Source organism: Terribium retamae (assembly GCF_022347545.1).
GTDB classification, from domain to species: Bacteria; Pseudomonadota; Alphaproteobacteria; order Rhizobiales; family Rhizobiaceae; genus Mesorhizobium; species Mesorhizobium retamae.
Map to the genome: position 1 here is coordinate 1 of NZ_JAKREW010000059.1, position 21,309 is coordinate 21,309.

At 61.8% G+C, this 21,309-nt stretch carries 18 protein-coding genes and 2 pseudogenes; 9 read left to right on the forward strand and 11 right to left on the reverse strand.

Annotated features, from left to right (window positions below):
• A pseudogene (locus L4923_RS28170) lies at positions 1–144 on the forward strand (IS110 family transposase); the annotation flags it as partial.
• A gap of 186 nt (positions 145–330) precedes the next feature.
• On the opposite strand, the gene nagA reads toward L4923_RS28170, so the two are convergent.
• Genes nagA through L4923_RS28190 form a run of 4 tightly spaced genes read right to left on the reverse strand, consistent with a single transcriptional unit; the run spans position 331 to position 4,179 of the window.
• Entirely contained in the window at positions 331–1,488 is a 1,158-nt protein-coding gene (gene nagA / locus L4923_RS28175) for an N-acetylglucosamine-6-phosphate deacetylase (RefSeq protein ID WP_239370421.1), read from the reverse strand.
• Positions 1,485–2,495, reverse strand: a complete 1,011-nt coding sequence (locus L4923_RS28180) for an SIS domain-containing protein (RefSeq protein WP_239370436.1) — start codon at positions 2,493–2,495, stop codon at positions 1,485–1,487. Before L4923_RS28180 ends, nagA begins: the two co-directional genes overlap by 4 nt.
• A gap of 17 nt (positions 2,496–2,512) precedes the next feature.
• Entirely contained in the window at positions 2,513–3,301 is a 789-nt protein-coding gene (locus L4923_RS28185) for a GntR family transcriptional regulator (RefSeq protein ID WP_239370422.1), read from the reverse strand.
• A complete protein-coding gene (locus L4923_RS28190) occupies positions 3,301–4,179 on the reverse strand; it encodes a glucosamine kinase nucleotide-binding domain-containing protein (RefSeq protein WP_239370423.1) in 879 nt (292 codons plus the stop codon). Before L4923_RS28190 ends, L4923_RS28185 begins: the two co-directional genes overlap by 1 nt.
• Before the next feature lie 199 nt (positions 4,180–4,378).
• On the opposite strand from L4923_RS28190, the gene L4923_RS28195 reads away from it, so the two are divergent.
• From L4923_RS28195 to L4923_RS28220, 6 genes are all read left to right on the forward strand, one after another.
• Positions 4,379–5,317 (forward strand): N-acetylmuramic acid 6-phosphate etherase, encoded by a 939-nt coding sequence (locus L4923_RS28195; RefSeq protein WP_239370424.1) that lies wholly within the window; start codon positions 4,379–4,381, stop codon positions 5,315–5,317.
• Positions 5,318–5,341: 24 nt separating this feature from the next.
• Positions 5,342–6,601: an ABC transporter substrate-binding protein gene (locus tag L4923_RS28200; protein ID WP_239370425.1), complete on the forward strand. Its 1,260-nt coding sequence runs from the start codon at positions 5,342–5,344 to the stop codon at positions 6,599–6,601.
• Between the two features lie 212 nt (positions 6,602–6,813).
• Entirely contained in the window at positions 6,814–7,737 is a 924-nt protein-coding gene (locus L4923_RS28205) for a carbohydrate ABC transporter permease (protein ID WP_239370426.1), read from the forward strand.
• A 9-nt stretch (positions 7,738–7,746) separates the two neighbouring features.
• Complete coding sequence (locus tag L4923_RS28210) at positions 7,747–8,586, forward strand: carbohydrate ABC transporter permease (RefSeq protein WP_239370427.1); 840 nt, start codon at positions 7,747–7,749, stop codon at positions 8,584–8,586.
• A 44-nt stretch (positions 8,587–8,630) separates the two neighbouring features.
• Positions 8,631–9,695 (forward strand): Gfo/Idh/MocA family protein, encoded by a 1,065-nt coding sequence (locus L4923_RS28215; protein WP_239370437.1) that lies wholly within the window; start codon positions 8,631–8,633, stop codon positions 9,693–9,695.
• A gap of 20 nt (positions 9,696–9,715) precedes the next feature.
• Positions 9,716–10,714, forward strand: a complete 999-nt coding sequence (locus L4923_RS28220) for an ABC transporter ATP-binding protein (protein WP_239370428.1) — start codon at positions 9,716–9,718, stop codon at positions 10,712–10,714.
• Between the two features lie 67 nt (positions 10,715–10,781).
• On the opposite strand, the gene L4923_RS28225 is transcribed toward L4923_RS28220, so the two are convergent.
• A complete protein-coding gene (locus tag L4923_RS28225) occupies positions 10,782–11,609 on the reverse strand; it encodes a ferredoxin--NADP reductase (protein WP_239370429.1) in 828 nt (275 codons plus the stop codon).
• 199 nt (positions 11,610–11,808) lie between these two features.
• Here L4923_RS28225 and L4923_RS28230 point away from each other — a divergent pair, with 199 nt between their 5' ends.
• A complete protein-coding gene (locus L4923_RS28230) occupies positions 11,809–13,893 on the forward strand; it encodes a hydantoinase/oxoprolinase family protein (protein ID WP_239370430.1) in 2,085 nt (694 codons plus the stop codon).
• On the forward strand, positions 13,893–15,572 hold the full coding sequence (locus tag L4923_RS28235; RefSeq protein WP_239370431.1) for a hydantoinase B/oxoprolinase family protein: 1,680 nt from the start codon (positions 13,893–13,895) through the stop codon (positions 15,570–15,572). Before L4923_RS28230 ends, L4923_RS28235 begins: the two co-directional genes overlap by 1 nt.
• 104 nt (positions 15,573–15,676) lie before the next feature.
• On the opposite strand, the gene L4923_RS28240 is transcribed toward L4923_RS28235, so the two are convergent.
• The 6 genes and pseudogenes from L4923_RS28240 to L4923_RS28265 form a co-directional block, all read right to left on the reverse strand.
• The gene (locus L4923_RS28240; RefSeq protein WP_239370432.1) at positions 15,677–16,426 is read right to left on the reverse strand and encodes an ABC transporter ATP-binding protein; all 750 of its coding nucleotides are present in this window, start codon (positions 16,424–16,426) and stop codon (positions 15,677–15,679) included.
• Complete coding sequence (locus tag L4923_RS28245; RefSeq protein WP_239370433.1) at positions 16,423–17,259, reverse strand: ABC transporter ATP-binding protein; 837 nt, start codon at positions 17,257–17,259, stop codon at positions 16,423–16,425. The genes L4923_RS28240 and L4923_RS28245 overlap by 4 nt, the downstream gene beginning before the upstream one ends.
• Positions 17,256–18,182, reverse strand: coding sequence for a nickel transporter permease (nikC, locus tag L4923_RS28250; RefSeq protein WP_239370434.1), 927 nt, complete (start codon positions 18,180–18,182; stop codon positions 17,256–17,258). The genes L4923_RS28245 and nikC overlap by 4 nt, the downstream gene beginning before the upstream one ends.
• Positions 18,179–19,228, reverse strand: coding sequence for an ABC transporter permease (locus L4923_RS28255; protein ID WP_239370438.1), 1,050 nt, complete (start codon positions 19,226–19,228; stop codon positions 18,179–18,181). Before L4923_RS28255 ends, nikC begins: the two co-directional genes overlap by 4 nt.
• A 21-nt stretch (positions 19,229–19,249) precedes the next feature.
• A complete protein-coding gene (locus tag L4923_RS28260) occupies positions 19,250–20,890 on the reverse strand; it encodes an ABC transporter substrate-binding protein (protein ID WP_239370435.1) in 1,641 nt (546 codons plus the stop codon).
• A gap of 164 nt (positions 20,891–21,054) precedes the next feature.
• Positions 21,055–21,309 (reverse strand): annotated as a pseudogene (locus L4923_RS28265) (3-oxoadipyl-CoA thiolase); the annotation flags it as partial.

The following is a 21,309-nucleotide window of genomic DNA, read 5'->3' on the forward strand; positions in this document are numbered from 1 at the left end:
GCTGGCCATGGCCAGTTCGCAGCCTTCTACAGCCGTCTCGTCGGCAACGGCAAAAAGCCAATCGTCGCCATCGCTGCCGTCATGAGAAAGATCGTCATCACGCTCAACGCAAGGCTCAGAGACGCCGAAAGTCCTCAGAGTTGATGAGGACCGTTGTACAACGACGGCCGAGTTCTGAGACGTTTCAGGATTGTCGTCCGCATAACACAACGGCCCTCATCCTGAGGTGCGAGCCCCCAAAGCTTTGGAATTATAGCGAAAAGTAGTGCGGGCGAGCCTCGAAGGACGCACCCCCAGAGAGGCGGCACGGTAACCAGCATCGCGGCGTTATCAGCCGAAGACGTCCTCGCCGCCGATCCAGGTGCCCTTCATGGCCAGATCGTCGCTCAAGGCGACGATGTCGGCCGCCGTGCCCTTGGCGAAGCGGCCGAGCCGATGCGATTGGCCGACGGCTTCGGCCGCATAGAGAGAGGCCATGCGCAAAGCCTCGGCCAGCTCGATGCCGACGACCTGGTGCATGAACCGAACAGCTGAAATCATGTCCAGGTCGGCGCCGGCCAGCGTGCCGTCGGCCAGTCGCAGGCTGCCGTCCTTACGATAGACGGTGCGGCCGTTCAGCGTGAACTCGGTCATGTCGGTACCGATCGTTGCCATGGCATCCGTGACCAGGAAGATGCGCGCCGGGCCCTGTTTGGCCTTCAGCGCGATCTCGATGGTTGCCGGATGCACATGAATGCCGTCGGCAATGAGGCCGGCGAACATCGTGCCGCTGTCGATCGCGGCCCCGGCCAGGCCGGGTTCGCGGTTGCCGATCTGGCTCATCGCGTTGAACAGATGCGTGGCCATGGAGGCTCCTGCCTTGGCATAGGTCGTGGCAGTGGCGTAGTCGGTGTCGGAATGGCCAAGGCTGACGACGATGCCGGCCTTTGCCAGGACTTCGACCTGGGCGGCCGTGACCGATTCCGGTGCGACCGTCGTCTGCAAGACCGGAAGCTTCGCCCGTGTTGCAATCAGCGCGGCCTCGTCGGCGTCGTTCATCGGCCGGATCAGCTTGGGATCGTGCGCACCCTTGCGCGCCAGCGACAGATGCGGGCCTTCCAGATGCAGGCCGAGGAACCCCGGCAGCTTGCGTTGCGCTGCCTCGGCGCCGGCAGCAATTGCGGCAGCGGTGATTTCCGGCGTGTCGGTGATCAGCGTCGGCAGCAGCGCTGTGGTGCCGAAGGGTGCGTGCGCCCGGCAGATCGTTTCGATCGAGGCGAGATCGGGGTGATCGTTCAGCATCACGCCGCCGCCGCCATTGACCTGCAGGTCGATGAAGCCGGGCGCCAGGATGCCGCCGCCGAGGTCGACGATTTCGGCGTCGGATGGCGTGTCGTCGCGTTTAGCGATCGCCTCGACCAGCCCGTCGGAAACGATCAAGGCGGCATTGTCGTGCCAGTCGGCGCCATCGAAGATCCGCGCGCCGGTGAATGCGAGTTGCTTGCTCATACGGTCTCCGTGACCTTGCGCAGATTCGGCGGCGCATCGGGGTCGAGACCGCGGTGGCGGGCGAAGGCTTCCACGAAAGCATAGAACGATACGATCAGCGTCAGCGGATCGGTCAGCGGATGTCCGGTCGCGGCATGGGGAAGCGTTGTCGCGTTCTTGGCCAATGTCGAGGTGATGAAAGTGGCGGCGCCTTTTGCTGCCAGCGTGTCTGCAGCGGCGGCCAGTGAGGGTTCCGAGGCATCACGGGCGGCAAGCGCCAGTATCGGGAATTGCGGGCCGACCAACGCCATCGGTCCGTGCATCACCTCGGCGCCGCTATAGGCTTCAGCGTGCACTGCGCAGGTTTCCTTGAACTTCAGCGCCGCTTCCGAAGCGATGGCGAAAGAAGGGCCGCGACCCAGGATGAAAAGCGAGTTGTGCCCGTCGAGCGCGGCGGTGAGCGCACCCCAGTCGCAGGCGACCGCTTTGCTGAAATGCTCGGGCAGCTGTTTCAGGGCGGCAATGAGTGCCTCGTCCCCTGTGGCATGCGCCATCAGGGCAAGTCCCGCGACAGCAGAATTGACATAGGTCTTGGTGGCGGCAACGCTGAGTTCCGGCCCGGCCAAGATATCGACGGCATAGTCGGCCGCGCGTGCCAACGGCGAGTCGGCGGTGTTGGTAAGCGCAATTGTCAGTGCACCGCGCGAACGCGCGCTCTCGGCCATGGCGACGATGTCCGGGCTTTTGCCCGACTGAGAGATGGCGAGGCATGCCGAGCCATTCAGGCGGAGCTTCGCGCCATAGATCGAAGCAACGGACGGGCCGACGGAAGCGACGGCCAGGCCGGCGGTCAACTCCACCGCATATTTCATGAATGTGGCGGCATGGTCGGAGGAGCCGCGTGCCACGGTGATGAGGAAATTGGGATCGCGCTCGCGAATGCCACGGCCGGCATCGGCCAGCACCTTGCCCGACCCTTCGAGAAGCCGGGCGGTTGCCTCCGGAATTTCTTCGACTTCGCGGCGCATATGGGATTTTGTTGTTGTCACTGCCGCACTCCGTTGTCGTCACTTGTCACGCCAAGCCGCAACTCGGCGACAAAATCATAGGCATCGCCACGGTAGACCGACCGTGTGAACTCGATCACCTTGCCGCTGGCAAGATAGGATATTCGTTCGATACGCAAGCTGGCCGAACCTGTTGGCGCATCGAGCAACCTGGCATCCGCCTCGTTGAGGTTGACGGCAGAGATGCGCTGCACCGCGCGCACCGGCCGGTTTCCGGTCTCCTCCAAAGCTGCGTAGAGCGAAGAGCTGACAACACTGGGATCAGGCAAGGCACTGGCGGACAAAGAGGCGCGTTCGATCGCCAGAGGTGTGTCGTTGGCGATGCGCAGGCGTGCCACCCTTGCCACCATTTCGCTGGCGGCGAGGCCCAGCACCATCATTTCTTCGGGCGAAGGGGCATAAAGTCCGCGGTCAAGCCAGGTTGAGCGCACAACCTTGCCGCGCCGCGCCATGTCTTCGGTGAAGGAAGTAAGCCGCGACAGGGATTGTTCGACCCGTTCCATCCGCGGCGCCACGAAGGTGCCGGAACCATGGCGCTGCACCAGGACCCCGCCCTTGACGAGATCCTGCACCGCCTTGCGCACGGTGACGCGTGAGATGTCGGCCATCGAGGCGATGTCCCGCTCCGAAGGCAGTGCGTCGCCTGGCCCGATCAATCCACGGTTGACGGCATCCTCTATGCTGCGGCGAAGCTGGAGGTACAGCGGTGCGCCGCTTTGCGAGGCTTGTTTGAGCGAGGCAAAGATGACGTCCGCTGCTTCGCTCATCATGCCGCCTCCGCCTCGCCGGCGAATTTGCGCACGGCCATGCGCACCGCGCCACCCAGGGCATCGTCCAACGGGGTCTTCAGCAATGCGCGATACCGTTCCGACAGCCGCGGGGCATAGAGCGGAGCCAGACCGCCGAGCAGGCAGAGCGGATCGTTTTGTTCGAGGTCAAGTACGCCGAGCGAGGCTTCGACATCGGCAACGGATTTATCGACGATCCAGGTCGCCACGACATCGCCTCTGGCGGCATTCTCGAATACTTTTGGTGCGAAGCCACCGAAATCGCCGGGCTTCGCATGGGTGGTGAATTCGACCAAGTCCTGCGGATTGTCGCGGAAGATACCCATCATTTCACGGGTCAGCGGCGAGGATTCGCGAATGCCGTCATAAGCCAGCAGCGTCTGCTCCAGTAGGTCGCGTCCGATGCGTGCGCCGCTGCCCTGATCGCCGACCTGGAAGCCCCAGGCGCCGACCGAGCGCGACTTGCCTTGCTTGCGAACCATATAGGCGGTGCCGGTGCCAAGAATGGCGATGGCACCGTCGCCGGAGCCGACTGCGCCTTCAAGCGCGATCTCGAAATCCGTTTCCACACTGGAGCGGCTGAACGGCAGGATGGCCTCAAGCTGCTGTTTATAGGTGCCGACATTGGCACCGGCGAGACCCAATATAGCAGGTGTCTGCGGGATGAGGTCGGGATCTTCACCCGCTTCAAGAAATGCCTGCCTGGCCGCATCGACGATGTTGGTGCGTGCGCCCGTCAGGTCGCTGCGGATGTTTGCCGCTCCCGACTTCGCACGGCCAAGGATTTCACCGCCCGCTGTTGCGAGCGCTGCCCTGCAGCTGGTGCCGCCGCCATCGATGCCGAGCACGAAAGTCACGCTGAAATCTCCTCTTGCTCGATAATACCAATAAAATACCAATAGCCAAGGATAAATTTATGGTTCGATTCAATGATAGGTATCGCACTGATTTTATTGTCATTTTCTGCAGAGCGAGACGGAAGTCATTACGAAATTGCTAATGCCAGTGGACAAGTGGTATTTTTTTGGTATTGTCGAGGGAGGTGGAGGAACCGGAATGGCGCAGAAGCGCACCGAAGCTCAGCATCGAGATGCCGAAGGACTGGATATCCAGGCGCCCGAGGTCGTATTGAGGTCGCTGGCCGAGGCCCAGATCGAGGCCGCCGGCGCCGTGCGCGAAGCCATTCCTGCCATTGCCGCCGCATCCGCCCTGGTGTCCGAGCGTCTCAAGGCTGGCGGCCGCCTTGTCTATGCAGCTGCTGGCAGTTCCGGCTTGATGGCGGTGGCCGACGCCCTTGAACTCCCCGGCACTTTCGGCATCGAGCGCAATCGCATCGTCATCCTTATCGCCGGCGGCGAAGAAGCTTTCCGCAACCTCGCCGGCGGTCCCGAAGACGATGAAGAAGGGGCTGCCGCGGCAATTGCCGGCGCGGGCGTTACCGCTGCCGATTGCGTGGTTGCTTTGTCGGCCAGCGGATCTACCCCTTATGCGGTTCGTGCTTTGCGCGAAGCGCGCCAGCGCGGCGCAGCAACGATTGCAATTGCCAACAACGCCGACACGCCGCTGCTTAACGCCGCCGATGTCGCCATTCTCTTGAAGACCCCTCCCGAGGTCATCGCCGGTTCCACGCGTATGGGTGCCGGCACAGCCCAGAAGATCGCGCTCAACATGCTATCGACCCTGGCTGCTATTCATCTCGGCCATGTCCATGACGGCTACATGGTCAATCTCCTGGCCGACAACGCCAAGCTGCGCGACCGCGCGTCGCGTATCGTGGCCGCCATCACCGGGCTTGATCGCGATGTCGCGAACCGTTCGCTCGAGCAGAGCGGCGGTGCGGTGAAGACGGCCATCCTGCTCGCCGCCGGTGCCGAAAGCGTCGACGTGGCCGAGGGAGTATTGGAGAAGGCTGGCCAGAAGCTGCGGCCCGCCCTTTCCGCCATCAGAGGAGAACAGGGGGGCCAAAGCCTCCCGTCTCGTCAAAACCGAACCTGAAAAAGGTCAACAGGGAGACTGAGAATGAAGACGAAACTTCTTACGGCGCTACTTTTAGGCTCCAGTGTACTCGGCTTCGCCGGCGTCGCTTCCGCCGCCGATGTCACGCTCAACATCGAGAGCTGGCGCAACGACGACCTCGGCATTTGGAAAGACAAGCTGATCCCGGCTTTCGAGGCGAAGAATCCCGGCATCAAGGTCGTGTTCGCACCGTCTTCTCCTACCGAATATGATGCGGCACTCGGAGCCAAGCTTGCTGCTGGTTCGGCTGGCGACCTGATCACCTGCCGTCCATTCGACAAGTCGCTGGAGCTCTACAAGAAGGGCAATCTCGCCGACCTGACAAAGCTGCCCGGCATGGAGAATTTCTCCGACGTCGCCAAGTCGGCATGGACCACGGACGATGGCGCGGCCACCTTCTGCGTTCCGATGGCTTCGGTCATCCACGGCTTCATCTACAATAAGGAAGCTTTCGAGAAGCTTGGCCTCAAGGTTCCGGAAACCCGCGACGAGTTCTTCGCGGCCCTCGACAAGATCAAGGCCGATGGCACCTATATCCCGATGGCGATGGGAACCAAGGACCTCTGGGAAGCCGCGACCATGGGCTACCAGAACATCGGCCCGAACTACTGGAAGGGCGAAGAAGGTCGCCTGGCTTTGATCAAGGGCGAACAGAAGCTGACCGACAAGGACTGGGTCGAGCCGTTTGCCGAGCTGGCCAAGTGGAAGCCCTATCTCGGCGACGGTTTCGAGGCACAGACCTATCCGGACAGCCAGAACCTGTTCACGCTGGGTCGCGCTGCCATCTATCCGGCGGGCTCGTGGGAAATCGGCCTGTTCAACACCCAGGCGCAGTTCAAGATGGGCGCTTTCCCGCCACCGGTCGGTAAGGCCGGCGACACCTGCTACATCTCCGATCATACCGATATCGGTATCGGCCTCAATGCGGCCTCCAAGAATGCCGACGCGGCCAAGACCTTCCTGTCCTGGGTCGCTTCGCCGGAATTCGCTTCCATCTACGCCAATGCTTTGCCCGGCTTCTTCAGCCTGAATTCCACTGCGGTGAAAATGGAAGATCCGCTGGCGCAGGAATTCGTTTCTTGGCGCGAGAAGTGCAAGCCGACGATCCGCTCGACCTATCAGGTTTTGTCGCGCGGAACGCCGAATCTGGAGAACGAGACCTGGGTTGAATCGGCCAATGTCATCAACGGCACCGACACCCCGGAAGTTGCTGCCGAAAAGCTGCAGAAGGGTCTCGACGGCTGGTACAAGCCGGCAAAGTAAGACTGCGAAACGACCGGGCTGCGCTTGCCGCGGCCCGGTCTAAATTCCGATTGTCGGCGCGGTTCCTCGCCCTTACGCTCTTCCTTTGAAGACTGGAGAAGGGGCGCCGGCTTCAAGTCCACTGCTTCCTCGGACGCCGAGGGCGGCGGACAGGCGAGGGACGGCATTCCGAAAATTTGACAGCATTTCCCGAGGCGGCAAGGACCGAGCTCATGGCTGCAGCATCGAAAAAACCGTTCCGTTGGCATATCGGCGTCTTCCTGGCGCCGGCGGTGCTCGTCTACACGGCCATCATGATCCTGCCGTTGTTCGGCACGCTGCAGCTGTCGCTGTTCCGTTCCATCGAGCAAGTGCAGACCTTTGTCGGCTTCGACAATTTCCGCACGCTGTTCACCGACCCCAACTGGTCCTTCAACTTCTGGAATGCCTTGAAGAACAATGTCTGGTTCTTCATCATTCACATGGTGGTGCAGAACCCGATCGGCGTCATGCTGGCAGCGCTTCTCTCCAGCCCGAAACTGCGTTTCACCGCCTTCTACCGCACGGCGATCTTCATCCCGACCATCCTGTCCTTCGTCATCGTCGGTTTCGCCTGGAAACTGATCCTGTCGCCGATCTGGGGCGTAGCGCCTAACGTCATGGGGCTGGTCGGTCTCAAGAGCTGGTTCACGCCGTGGCTCGGCAAGGAAGAATATGCGCTGACCGCGCTCAGCCTGATTTCGGTGTGGCAGTTCGTCGGCATTCCGATGATGCTGATCTATGCCGCGCTGCTGTCCATTCCCGACGAGGTGATCGAGGCTGCCGAGTGCGACGGCATCACCGGCTGGTCCCAGTTCTGGAAGATCAAGCTGCCGCTCATCCTGCCCGCCATCGGCATCATCTCGATCCTGACCTTTGTGGGCAACTTCAATGCTTTCGACCTGATCTACACAGCGCAGGGTGCGCTAGCCGGGCCGAACTATTCGACCGATATTCTCGGCACCTTCCTCTATCGCGCCTTCTTCGGTTTCCAGTTGCAGGTGGGCGACCCCCATATGGGCGCAACCATCGCAACCATGATGTTCCTGATCATCCTGATCGGCGTCTGCTTCTATCTTTTCCTCGTGCAGCGACGCCTGCGTCGCTACCAGTTCTGAGGTGTCATGATGAGCAAGGCCACCTCCTCCCTGCCGCGGACCATCGGCGCACACGCGATCCTTTTGACCTACACCGTCATCGCGCTGTTCCCGGTCTTCGTAGTCGTCATCAACTCGTTCAAATCACGCCAGGCGATATTCCAGCAGCCGCTGATGCCGCCGATGCCCAAGACCTTCGATCTGGTCGGCTACACCACCGTGTTCGGCCAGGGCGACTTCTTCCTCTATTTCCAGAACAGCCTGATCGTCACCGTTGTGTCGCTGTTCTTCGTGCTGCTCTTTGGCGCCATGGCAGCCTTCGCGCTGTCGGAATATCGCTTCCGCGGCAACACACTGATGGGTCTCTACCTGGCGCTGGGTATCATGATCCCGATTCGCCTCGGCACGGTTGCCATCCTGCAGCTCATGGTGGCTTCAGGTCTGGTCAACACGCTGACGGCACTGATCCTGGTCTACACCGCGCAGGGTCTGCCGCTTGCCATCTTCATTCTGTCGGAATTCATGAAAGGCGTGTCGGACGACCTCAAGAACGCCGGCCGTATCGACGGGCTTTCCGAGTATACGATCTTCTTCCGGCTGGTGTTGCCTCTGGTGCGTCCGGCCATGGCCACGGTGGCGGTCTTCACCATGATCCCAATCTGGAACGACCTGTGGTTCCCGTTGATCTTGGCGCCGTCGGAGGCGACCAAGACCGTCACGCTCGGCGCGCAGATATTCCTTGGCCAGTTCGTCACCAACTGGAACGCCATCCTGGCGGCATTGTCGCTGGCGATCCTGCCGGTGCTGATCCTCTATCTGATTTTCTCGCGCCAGCTTATCCGCGGCATCACCTCGGGTGCTGTGAAGTAGAGGCGGCTTTCAAACCAAGAACGAAGAAAACAAGGCAGGACATTATCGTGACTTCGACGAACCCCATACGCGTAGTCGTTGCCGGCCTGGGCAATATGGGCCGCAGCCATGCGCTGGCTTACTACAACAATCCGGGCTTCGAAATCGCGGCGCTCGTCAACCGTTCCGACGTGCCGTTGCCGGGTGGCCTGGCCGGTCATGAGATTCGCCCTTCCTTCGAGGACGCGCTGCGCGACGAGAAGCCGGAACTGGCCTGCATCGCCACCTATTCGGACAGCCATGCCGACTACGCGGTGAAGGCCTTCGAGGCCGGTTGCCATGTGTTTGTCGAAAAGCCTTTGGCCACGACGGTGGCTGACGCGCGGCGTGTGGTCGATGCCGCCAAGGCCAACGGCAAGAAGGTGGTGATCGGCTACATTCTGCGCCATCACCCCTCCTGGATCAGGCTGATCGCCGAAGCCCGCAAGCTGGGCGGCCCTTACGTCTTCCGCATGAACCTCAACCAGCAGTCCTCGGGCCACACCTGGCAGACGCACAAGCAGCTCATGCAGACGACGTCTCCGATCGTCGATTGCGGCGTCCACTATCTCGATGTCATGCTGCAGATCACTGATTCCAAGCCTGTCGAAGTGCGTGGCATGGGCGTGCGACTGTCCGACGAGGTCGCGCCTACCATGTACAATTACGGCCATTTGCAGGTGCTGTTCGAGGACGGCTCGGTCGGCTGGTATGAGGCAGGCTGGGGTCCGATGATTTCGGAGACCGCGTTCTTCGTGAAGGACGTGATGTCACCGAACGGCTGCGTGTCGATCGTCATGGCTGAGGGTGTGAAGTCGGATGACATCGACACTCACACCAAGACCTCGACCATTCGACTGCACCAGGCAGCGACCGGCCCGGACGGCAAGTTCCTGAAGCCCGACGAACTGCTTTCGATGGAGGGCGAGCCCGGACACCAGGAACTGTGTGACCTCGAGCAGGCCTTCGTCCTGAAGGCCATTCGCGAGGACATCGACCTCACCCGTCACATGGACGATGCCGTGCGTTCGCTCGCCGTCTGCCTCGCGGCCGACGAAAGCGTCCGCACCGGCATGCCCGTCAAACTCTAACAATCGAGCGAGGAACAGCCGTGGGCTCTCTGAAGATCGAGAATGTCAAGAAATCCTTCGGTCCGGTGGATGTGCTGAAAGGCATAGACCTTGACGTAAAGGATGGCGAATTCGTCGTCTTCGTCGGCCCGTCGGGCTGTGGCAAGTCGACCCTGCTGCGCGTCATCGCAGGTCTGGAGGACGCGACCTCCGGCCGGGTGCTGATCGACAGCCAGGAAGTCACCGCGACGCCTCCGGCCAAGCGCGGCATCGCCATGGTGTTCCAGACCTATGCGCTCTATCCGCACCTCACCGTCCGCGACAACATGGCGCTCGGCCTGAAGCAGGCGGGTGAAGCGGCAGCCGAGGTAGACAAGCGCATCACCGCTGCTTCCACCATGCTGTCGCTGGAACCTTATCTCAAGCGCCGCCCGGCGGAACTGTCCGGCGGCCAGCGTCAGCGGGTCGCCATCGGCCGCGCCGTGGTGCGCGAGCCGAAGCTGTTCCTGTTCGATGAACCGCTGTCGAATCTCGATGCCGCGCTGCGTGTCAACACGCGCCTGGAGATCGCGCAGCTGCATCGCCGCCTCAAGGCGACGATGATCTATGTTACCCACGATCAGGTCGAGGCGATGACGCTGGCCGACAAGATCGTGGTGCTGAACGCCGGTCGCATCGAGCAGATCGGTGCGCCGATGGAGCTCTATCATGCGCCGGCCAATGAATTCGTTGCCGGCTTCATCGGCTCGCCGAAGATGAATTTCATCGATGGCGCGAGGCTGGGCGAGAGCGTCAAGACGGTGGGCGTACGCCCCGAACATCTGACGGTCGATCCAAAGGCAGGCACCTGGAAGGGCACGGTGGTCCACACCGAGCACCTCGGCGCCGACACCAACGTCTATCTGGACTGCGAGAAGGCCGGCCTGATCACCGTGCGCATCTTCGGCGTCTACGATGCCGAGCCGGGCTCGACGCTCTACGCAACGCCGGATGCAAGCAAGACCTACCGCTTTGACGCAGACGGCAAGACGGTGAAGTAGAACAACGTGGCTGAATAGAAAATGGCGCCATCAGGCGCCATTTTTCAAGTTTGCTGAACTCTGGAAATCAGCCGACGAAGGCGCGTTCGACGACGAAGCTTGCCGGAGCGCTCAACGAACCTTCGACGAAGCCTAGATTCTCCGCCATTTCCTTGACGTCTTTCAACATATGCATCGAACCGCAGATCATGATGCGGTCGGTCTCCGGGTTCAGCGGCTCAATGCCGAGGTCGGTATAGAACTTGCCCGAACCCACCAGTGCGGTGATGCGGCCCATACGTTCCGATGTCTCACGTGTCGTCGAATTGTAGAGCGTGACACGGCCATTGGTGAACTCCCCGATCAGCGGATCGTCGGCCAGCGACGCTACCAGTTCCTGACCGTAGGCCAGTTCGGCGACATCGCGGCAGGTGTGGGTGAGGTAGACGTGCTCGAACTTCTCGTAGGTGTCGGGATCGCGCAGCAGGCTGGCGAAAGGCGCGATGCCAGTGCCGGTCGAGATCATGAACAGGCGCTTGCCCGGCGTTAGCGCGTCGAGCACCAGCGTGCCGGTCGCCTTCTGGCGCATCAGGATGGTGTCGCCGGTCTGGATCTTCTGCAGGTGCTGGGTCAGAGGGCCGTCCGGCACCTTGATCGAGAAGAACTCCAGTTCTTCATCCCAGGCCGGGCTTGCCACGGAATAGGCGCGGAACACCGGCTTCTCGGCATTCGGCAGGCCAATCATCACGAACTCGCCGGAGCGGAAGCGCAGCGATTGCGGCCGGGTGATGCGGAAGGCAAAAAGGCGGTCGGTGTAGTGTTTCACCGAAACGACCTTCTCGGCATAGACATTCGCCGGAATCGGAAATTCCAGCGGCTTGGCGGCGTCCGTGCTGGGGGCGGAAGCGGTGCTCATGGAACCAACCTTTTCCTGATGCTTAAGCTGTCCTGCGTACCCGTTTGGCGGGTCCCACTATGCCTCTGCATTGTTCAGGGGGCAGGCTCTTGTGTCGGAAATCTATTAGTATACAAATGAACTTAGCGTCAAGATCGAGCCGCGGAACGCCTTTCCAAACTGGCCCTTATCCGCAGTTGGGACATTTCGGATTTTGGCAATGAATGAGAAAGTTCCGGCGCAGTCGGACCCAATGCGATCAGATGGGGTCGTGGCCGGCATCGATGTCGGCGGCACCTTCACCGACCTGATCCTCATCGACGGCCGCGACGGCGGCAAGGTCCGCATCGCCAAGACGCCGACGACACTCGACAACCAGGCTTTCGGCGTCGTTTCGGCGCTCGGAGCAACCGGCTTTTCCGCTTCCTCCATCGACCTGATCGTTCACGGCACCACCACCACCACCAACGCGGTGCTGGAGCGCAGGTTGGCCAGGACCGGCATGATCACCACCGCCGGGTTCCGCGATGTGATCGAACTCGGCCGCCGCACGCGCCCGCACGCCTATGGCATGACCGGAACCTTCGTGCCGGTCATTCCCCGCAACCTGCGGCTGGAAGTCGCGGAGCGCATGGAAGCATCCGGTTCGGTGCGTGTACCGCTGGATGAGGCGGCTTTCCGGCGCGCCGTGCAGAGCCTGCTGGCGGCAGGTTGCGAATCCCTCGTCATCCATTTCCTGCATTCCTACGCCAATCCCGTCCACGAGCGCCGTGCTGCAGAGATCGCAGCAGAACTTTGGCCGAACGACCACATCACCGCCGGCCACACGCTTTTGTCGGAAGCGCGTGAGTTCGAGCGCGGTGTCACTGCCTCCGTCAACGCTGCCGTGCAGCCGATCCTGGAGCGCTATGTTGCCCGCCTGCGCAATGAGCTGGCGGCGCAAGGATACGAACGCGACTTCCTGATCATGAACGGCAATGGCGGCATGATCTCGGCACGTTTCGTAGCACGAGAGGCCGCCAAGACCGTGATGTCCGGCCCTGCCTCCGGTGTCATTGCCGCAGCCTACACGGGTCGCCGCTCTGGTCACCGCAATCTCGTCACCTATGACATGGGTGGCACGTCCACCGACGTGGCGTTGATCCGCGATGCCCAGCCTGCGGTCTCCAACGAGATCGAGCTCGAATATGCCATGCCGATCCACGTGCCGATGGTGGCCGTTCATACGGTGGGTGCCGGTGGCGGGTCGATCGCGCGCGTCGACGCGGCGGGCCTCATCCGCGTCGGGCCGGAGAGCGCCGGCGCCAATCCAGGCCCGATCTGCTACGGTCGTGGCGGCACCGAGCCAACCATCACCGACGCCAATCTGGTGCTCGGTCGCCTTTCGCCCGACAAGCTGCTGGCGGTCGACAATCCGGTTACGGTGGAACGCGTTGCCCGCGTATTCGAGGACAGGATCGGACTTTTCACCAACCTTTCCGGCGTCGAAGCCGCCGGCGCGGTGCTGAGGCTCGCAAACATGAAGATGGCGGGCGCGATCCGCATGGTCTCGGTCGGTCGCGGTCATGATCCGCGCGATTTCACCTTGTTCGCCTTTGGTGGCGCCGGCCCGCTGCATGCCAGCGCGCTGGCACGCGAACTGGGCCTGCCGCGCGTTTTGGTGCCAGCCCGCCCGGGCATCACCAATGCGCTCGGCTGCGTGGTCGCCGATCTCAGGCACGATTTCGTCAACACGCTGAACCTGCCGGTCGTCACGTTGGACGAGGAGCAGGTTCATAGTGTTCTTGAACGTCATCGTGCTGAAGGCGAAGCACTGATCGCCAAGGAAGCGGTGAAACCGCAGGCGGTACGCGTCAGCCATTCAGCCGATATGCAGTTCGTCGGCCAGACCCACCTGATCAACGTGCCGCTGCCGTCGTCCAGGGTCGACCGCGCGACACTGCAGAGCCTGTTCGAGAAAGCCTATTTTGCCCGCTTCAAGGTCGAGTTGCCGGAAATCCGCGCCAATCTCGTCAATCTCAACACGTCCGTTATCGGCGTACGTCCGGAGATAGACCTTTCAACGCTGATCGATCCCGCTGGCCGGGTCACGAAACTAAAGGAAGCGCGATTGGAAATCCGGCCGGTCTGGTATGCGGGCAGCTGGCATGACACTCCCGTCTATGCCCGCGACAGGCTGCCGCTCGATGCCGTCATCAAAGGGCCCGCGATCATCGAACAGATGGACGCGACCACGGTCCTCGAGCCGGGTGACCGGGCAAGGAGCGATGCAGATGGCAATCTGATCGTGGAGGTCGGCAGCTGATGACCACGCTCGATGCCATCACGCTCTCCGTCATCCAGGCTGCTTTGCAGCAGGTCTGCGACGAGATGGACCTGACCTTCTCGCGTGCGGCCTTTTCGCCTGTCATCGCCGAGGCCAACGATCGCTCCGACGGTATCTATTCCGCGGCCGACGGTTCACTGATTGCCCAGGGTTCTCAGGGCTTACCCGTCTTTGTCGGGGTCATGCAGCACTCGACGAGGACGGTGATCGAGATGATCGCGGATGGACGGTGCCTGCCGCCACAGCCGGGCGACATCTACATCGTCAACGATCCTTATCTTGGCGGCACGCACCTGATGGATGTGCGCTTCGTCATGCCCGTCTATCGCGATGGCCATATCTTCTGCTGGCTCTCCAACACCGGCCATTGGCCCGACATAGGCGGCGCCGTGCCGGGCGGTTTTTCTGCTTCGGCCACCGCCGTTGAGCAGGAAGGGCTGCGCCTGCCGCCGGTGAAGCTGTTCAAGCGAGGCGTCCTCGATCCCGAGATATACGCCATCATCTGTTCCAACATTCGGGTTGCGGACCAGCGTATCGGCGATATCAAGGCGCAGGCCGCTGCGCTGCTGGTCGGCCAGGACAGGCTCGGCGAAATCCTCGATCGTTATGGCGACCAGACCGTTTCGGCGGCGATCCAGGAGCTGCGTGAGCGCGCCGCAGAACAGATGCGCGCCAACATCGTGGCCATCCCCGATGGCATTTATCGCTCGAAGGCATTTGTCGATTCCGATGGGGTGATCGATGAACCGCTCACCATCGCGCTCGCCGTGGAAAAGAAGGACGAGACGCTCACCTTCGACTTCGCCGGTTCTTCGAAACCCTGCGCCGGGCCGATGAACAGCGTGTTGGCGACGACGCTGTCTTCCGTCTATCTCGCCATGCGCCACATTTTCCCGGATGTGCCGATCAGTGCAGGCGCCTTCGAGCCGCTTGTCGTCAAAAGTCCGGAAGGCACCTTTCTCGATGCCAGATATCCGCGACCGGTCTCCGGCTGCGCGGCGGAAGTGTCTCAGCGTATCGCCGAGGCGGTCTTCGCTGCGATGGTGCAGGCGCTGCCGGGCAAGGTCACTGCAGCTCCCGCCGGTTCCAGCGGCAATTTCGCGCTCGGCGGCCACGATCCGGCTCGGGGCCGCGACTTCGTCATGTATCAGATCTCCGGTGGCGGTTATGGCGGCAATGCTTGGCATGACGGCCTGTCCAACGGCTGCTCGACCATCGGCATCTCCAAGTCTCCGCCGGTCGAGATCATGGAACAGGCTTTTCCGGTGCTCTACCGTCATTATGCGCTGCGCGAAGGGTCGGGCGGCGCCGGCAGGCATCGCGGCGGTATGGGTCTCTCCTATGAGGTCGAACTGCTGCGCGGTGAAGCGCGTGCATCCTTTGTGATGGATCACGGCCGTTTCGGTCCGCAAGGCGTGCTTGGCGGCAAAGACGGCGCCGTCAACACCGTCACGGTGATCCGAGATGGCAAGGAACATGTCCCGCTCCATCTCTCCAAGGAGCAGGATATCCCGCTGAAAGCCGGCGACCGCGTGCGTGTCGGCACGCCGGGCGGCGGCGGCTACGGCAACCCGCTCGACCGTCCGACCGAGGCTGTCCGGCATGATGTCGCCATGGGCTATTACACCGCTGAAGAGGCAAACCGGCTTTTCGGCTAGCATTTTTGTAGCCAAATGGAATCACTTGGCGTTACAAAAATGCGGCGAAAACAAAACCTTAGAGCGTTCCCGTGATTCCGAAAAAACGGAAACGCTCCAAGGCGTCATCCCACCCGGACGAAACCTTCCGATGCCTTGAGAAGGCGTCGCGTGTAGTCCTGAGCGACGTTGTGGGAGACAAGGTCGGCGGCTGTGAGCTGTTCGACCGACTCGCCGTTCTGCATGACCATCAGCCGCTCGCACATATGGTTGATGACGGCGAGGTCGTGGCTGACCATCAGATAGGTCAGCTTGCGGTCACGCCTCACCTGTTCGAGCAGGTTCAGCACCTCTGCTTGCACCGACGCATCGAGCGCCGAAGTCGGCTCGTCGAGCAGCAGGATCGATGGCTCCAGGATCAGCGCGCGCGCGATCGCCACACGCTGGCGCTGGCCGCCCGAAAGTTGGTGCGAATAGCGGAAGCGAAAGCCGGAACTCAGGCCCACTTCCTCCAATGCGCGGCGAATACGGGTTTCGCTGTCGCCGATACCGTGGACGGCTAGGGGTTCCTGGAGGAGCCGATCCACCGTCTGGCGCGGATGGAGCGAACCGTAGGGGTCTTGGAACACCATCTGCACCTGCCGGTAGAAAGCCTTGTCACGGCGGCGACCAAGTGGTTTGCCGGTGACGGTGATGCTGCCCGAAGCCACTGGTGCCAGACCGGCGATGGCGCGCAGCAACGTCGACTTGCCCGAGCCCGATTCACCGACGAGACCGAAGGATTCGCCAGGATGCACCTCGACGCTGACGCCCTTGAGGGCTCGGAACTGATCGAAGACGACTTCGACTTTTTCTGCCAGAAGCGCCGCTGTCATGCCGCCCACTCCGCCTTGCGTGCCAGCACAGGCAATGGATGACGGTCGGCGCCGATCTTCGGCATGCAGTCGAGCAAGCCCTGCGTGTAGGGATGTTGTGCGTTGGCGAGCTCCGAGGCCGGCAGTTGTTCCACCACCCTGCCGGCATACATTACCACGACACGGTCGCAAAACGAGGAAACCAATCTCAGATCATGCGAGATGAAGACAAGCCCCATGCCGCGCTCGGCGACGAGCCGATCGAGGATGGCAAGCACGTCGAGTTGGACCGTCACATCGAGCGCCGAGGTGGGTTCATCGGCGATCAGGAGTTCAGGGCCCGCAATCAGCATCATGGCGATCATCGCGCGTTGGCCCATGCCGCCGGAGACTTCGTGCGGATAGAGGTCGAAGACACGCTTCGGATCCCGGATCTGCACCGCTGCCAGCATGTCGAGAGCGCGTTCCCTTGCCTCGGCCTTGGAGACCTTCTCATGAGTGCGCAAGGTCTCGACGATCTGGCGGCCGATGCTGATGACGGGATCGAGCGAATATTTGGGATCCTGCAGGATCATCGCGACCCGCTTGCCGCGCAGCGCGCGACGCTCGCGGGCCGGCAACGACAACAAGTCGATGCCGTCGAACTCCAGCCTGTCGGCCGTCACTTCGGCGCGGGGATCGGTGAGCCCCATGATGGCGCGGCCGGTCTGGGACTTGCCGGAGCCGGATTCGCCGACGATGCCGAGCCGTTCGCGCCCCAACGAGAAGGAGACGCCGCGCACCGCTTCGATGACACCGGTGCGGGTGGGAAAGCGGACCTTGAGGTTATCGACCTCGAGCAGATTACCACTCATTGGCCCGAACTCCTTGGATCGAGCGCATCCCGCAGGCCGTCACCGAGAAGGTTGAAGCCGAGGCTGACGACGAGGATCGCCATGCCGGGCATGGCCGCCACCCACCATTGGTCGAGGATGAAACGACGGCCTGACGCGATCATCGCACCCCATTCGGGCAATGGCGGTTGTGCGCCGAGGCCGAGGAAGCCGAGGCCCGCGGCGATGATGATGATGCCCGCCATGTCGAGTGTGACGCGGACGATCAGCGACGAGATGCACATCGGCATGATGTGGCGCATGATGATGCGCCCAGGCGAGGCCCCCATGATCTCGACGGCCTTGATGTAATCAGAATTGCGCACCATCAGCGTCTCGGCGCGCGCGATGCGCGCATAGGGCGGCCAGGAGGTGATGGCGATCGCGATGATGGCGTTCTCGATGCCGGGACCGAGTGCGGCGACGAAGGCAAGCGCCAGGATCAGTTTCGGAAAGGCGAGGAAGATGTCGGTGATGCGCATCAGGATCGCGTCGGTCCAGCCGCCTGCATAGCCGGCGACGGTTCCGACGATGAGCCCGATGGGTGCGGCGATCAGCGCAACCAGCACGATGACGTAGAGTGTCAGCCGCGAGCCGTAGATGACACGCGAGAGGATATCGCGCCCCTGGTCGTCGGTACCCATCCAGTGCGCCCAATCTGGCGGCAGCAGGCGTGCGCCACGCAAGTCACCGACCACCGGCGAGTAGGGTGCCAACAGGCCTGCGAATATGGCGACGAAAACCAGCGCCAGGATGATGAAAAGCCCGATCACTGCCAACTGGTTCGCGGTGAAACGTCGCCAGGTCATGTAGGCACGGCCGAGCCGCGCCTGCGAGCGCGATTGCGGCCGCTCCGAAAGCAGCCACTCGCGCCAGCCCATTTCGGAAATGTCGGGTGCGCTCATGACCGCGTCCTCGGGTCGAGAAGTTGGTAGAGCAGGTCCGACAACAGGTTCAAGGCAATGAACACTGCACCGATCACGATGGTGGCTCCGAGGACGGCATTCATATCGGCGTTCTGCAGCGAGTTGGTGAGATAAAGCCCGATGCCCGGCCAGGAGAACACCGTCTCGGTCAGCACCGAGCCTTCGAGCAAGGTCGCGTAGGACAGAGCGATCACCGTCACCAGTGGCACCGCGGCATTGCGCAGCGCATGGCCCCAGATGATGCGAGCCTCCGAAAGGCCTTTCGCTCGCGCGGCCACGACGTACTCTTGCGCAAGTTCGTTCAGCATGAAGGAGCGCGTCATGCGGCTGATATAGGCCATGGAGATATAGCCGAGCAGCGAGGCCGGCAGGATGATATGCGAGAAAACATCCCGGAAGACACTCCAGTCGCGCTGGATGATGGCGTCGAGCAGATAGAGGCCGGTGACCGGGGTGAAGGTGTATTCATAGGCGATGCCTATGCGTCCTGGCCCTTCGACCCAGCCAAGCCTGGCGTAGAAGACCAGAAGGCCGAGGAGCCCGAGCCAGAAAATCGGCATGGAATAACCGATGAGGCCGATGACGCGCACTGCCTGGTCAAGGAAGGAGCCGCGTTTGACCGCTGCCAACACCCCGAGCGGGATACCGAACAGAAGGCCGATCAGCGTTCCAACCGTCGCCAGTTCCAGAGTTGCCGGGAAAACGCGGCGGATGTCCTGCATGACTGGATAGGTGGACAGAACCGACGTGCCGAAGTCGCCCTGTACCGCCTTTTGCACGTAGAGCAGGAACTGCTGCCAGACGGGCAGGTCGAAGCCGTATTGCTGTCGCGCGGCCGCAACCACGCTGGCCGGCGCGCGGTCTCCGACGATGGCCAGCACCGGGTCGATCGGCATGACGCGGCCGATGAAGAAGGTCACCGCGATCAACCCCAGAAAGGTGACCGCGGCGATGAAAACAAAGCGCAGCAGCGCAAGCGCTAGGGCGGAGGCTTTTTTGCGCCTCCGCCCCGGCTCATTGGTCATGTGGGCAACAGACAAGATCGATTACTTGGTCACCGGCGCCACGAAATTGGTGTCGAAAGTGGGCCCGAGCTTGAAGCCCTGGACGTTCTTACGCAAACCGGCAACTTCGGTCTGCTGCCAGATGAAGTTGAACGGACCCTGTTCACGGATCTTCTTCTGGACGTCCTGATACATCTGGGTACGCTTGGCAGGATCGCGTTCGAGCAAGGCCGCTGCCGATTCTTTCTGGATCTCCGCCGGCACATCCCAGGCGTTGCGCCAGGCCAGCGTCTTGTTCATGGAATCGTCGGCGTTGTTTGGATTGGTGGCGAAGGTCTCGGAGTTTGAGTTCGGATCCCAGTAGTCGACGCCCCATTGCAAGATGGCGATGTCGTGCTGGCGAGCACGATAACGGGTCAGAAGCTGTTTGAAGTCTTCCGGCACGAGCTCGATCTTGATGCCGGCCTGCGCTGCCGTCTGCTGGATCGATTCGGCGACGCCCGATTCCGGCTGGCCGCTGCGCGTGTCCATCGTGACCGAGAACCCATCCGCCAGGCCAGCCTTGGCCAACAGTTCCTTGGCCTTGGCGACATCGAACGTGTAAGGCTTGTCCTCCACGGCGCCCAGAATGCCCTTCGGCAGGAAGTTCTGGTGGACCACGCCGATGCCCTTGAGCAACGTGTCGCCGAGCGCGTCATAGTCGATCAGATATTTGAAGGCTTCCCGCACCTCGGGCTTGGCGAGATTGGGGTTCTTCTGGTTGAGACTGACGTAGTAGACCGTGCTCTTGGGGGTCGACGTCGTGGCGAGGTCCGCATTCTTGCTTACGGCCTCGTAGTCGCCCGGTTGCAGGTTGCGGGCGATGTCAATATCGCCCTTCTCCAGGAGCAGACGCTGAGCGGCACTTTCCTTGACGTGGCGATAGATGACACGTGTCATGTTGCCTTTGGTGCCGTAATAATTGTCGTTACGCTCCAGCACGACGACTTCGTTTGCACGCCATTCACGGGTCTTGTACGGACCGGAACCGGCATAGTTGGTCTTCAGCCAGGCATTGCCGAAGTCGTTGTCGAATTTATAGTCGGCACTCGGCGTGGCGGCCGCGACATGTTCCTTGACCAGCTTGCTGTCGACGACGGCGCCGACGGTCGCGGTCAAGCAGTTCAGCACGAAGCTCGGCGCATAGGCCTTGTCGACCGTGAAGACGAAGGTGGAAGCGTCCGCTGCCTTGGCCTTTTCGCCGACATTGTCGGCGGTCAGCCCGAACTGCTGGATGATGAAGGCTGGGCTCTTGTTCAGCTTGACCGCACGCTCGAACGAATAGGCGACGTCCTCGGCGGTGATCGGATTGCCGGACGCGAATTTCAGGTCCGGCTTCAGCTTGAAGGTATAGGTCAACGCATCGTCCGAGACGGTCCAGCTTTCGGCAATGCCGCCGACCACCTTGGTGGTGTCGTTGGCATCGAGGCGAACCAGCATGTCGTAGGTGTTGCCGGTGATCTCGCCAGTCGACAGTTCGAACGCTTCCGCGGGGTCGAGCGAAATGATGTCGTCGATCGCCCAGGCCTGGACCAGCGTGTCGGGCGGTGTATCGGCCAGTGCCGGCGCTCCAGCATAAATCAAGGCAGCAAGCGCGGCACCCGTCAGAAGGGTGCGCGAACGGAGAGCGATCTTGTGCATCATCATCGATTTTCCCTGTTTTCGTCGCCCCTGTTCCCCTTGGGGACGCGACGTCGTTGCGCCGAAAGGCTGTTTGTTGAAGCCTCGAACAACCATATCCATCGCCTCCCGGCCCGGCAACGAGCATTTGGGTGACAAATCCGGATTGGGTTAAAACGCCTTTGCGCTCACGCCTTTTCGAGGGCGATGGCAATGCCCTGGCCGACGCCGATGCACATGGTGGCGAGTGCGAGGCGGGCGTTGCGTTCCTTCAGCTCCAGTGCCGCCGTGCCGGTGATGCGGGCACCACTCATGCCGAGCGGATGGCCAAGCGCGATGGCGCCGCCATTCGGATTGATGTGCGGCGCATCTTCGGCAAGACCGAGCTCGCGCAGCACCGCAAGGCCCTGCGCTGCGAAGGCCTCGTTGAGCTCGACTACATC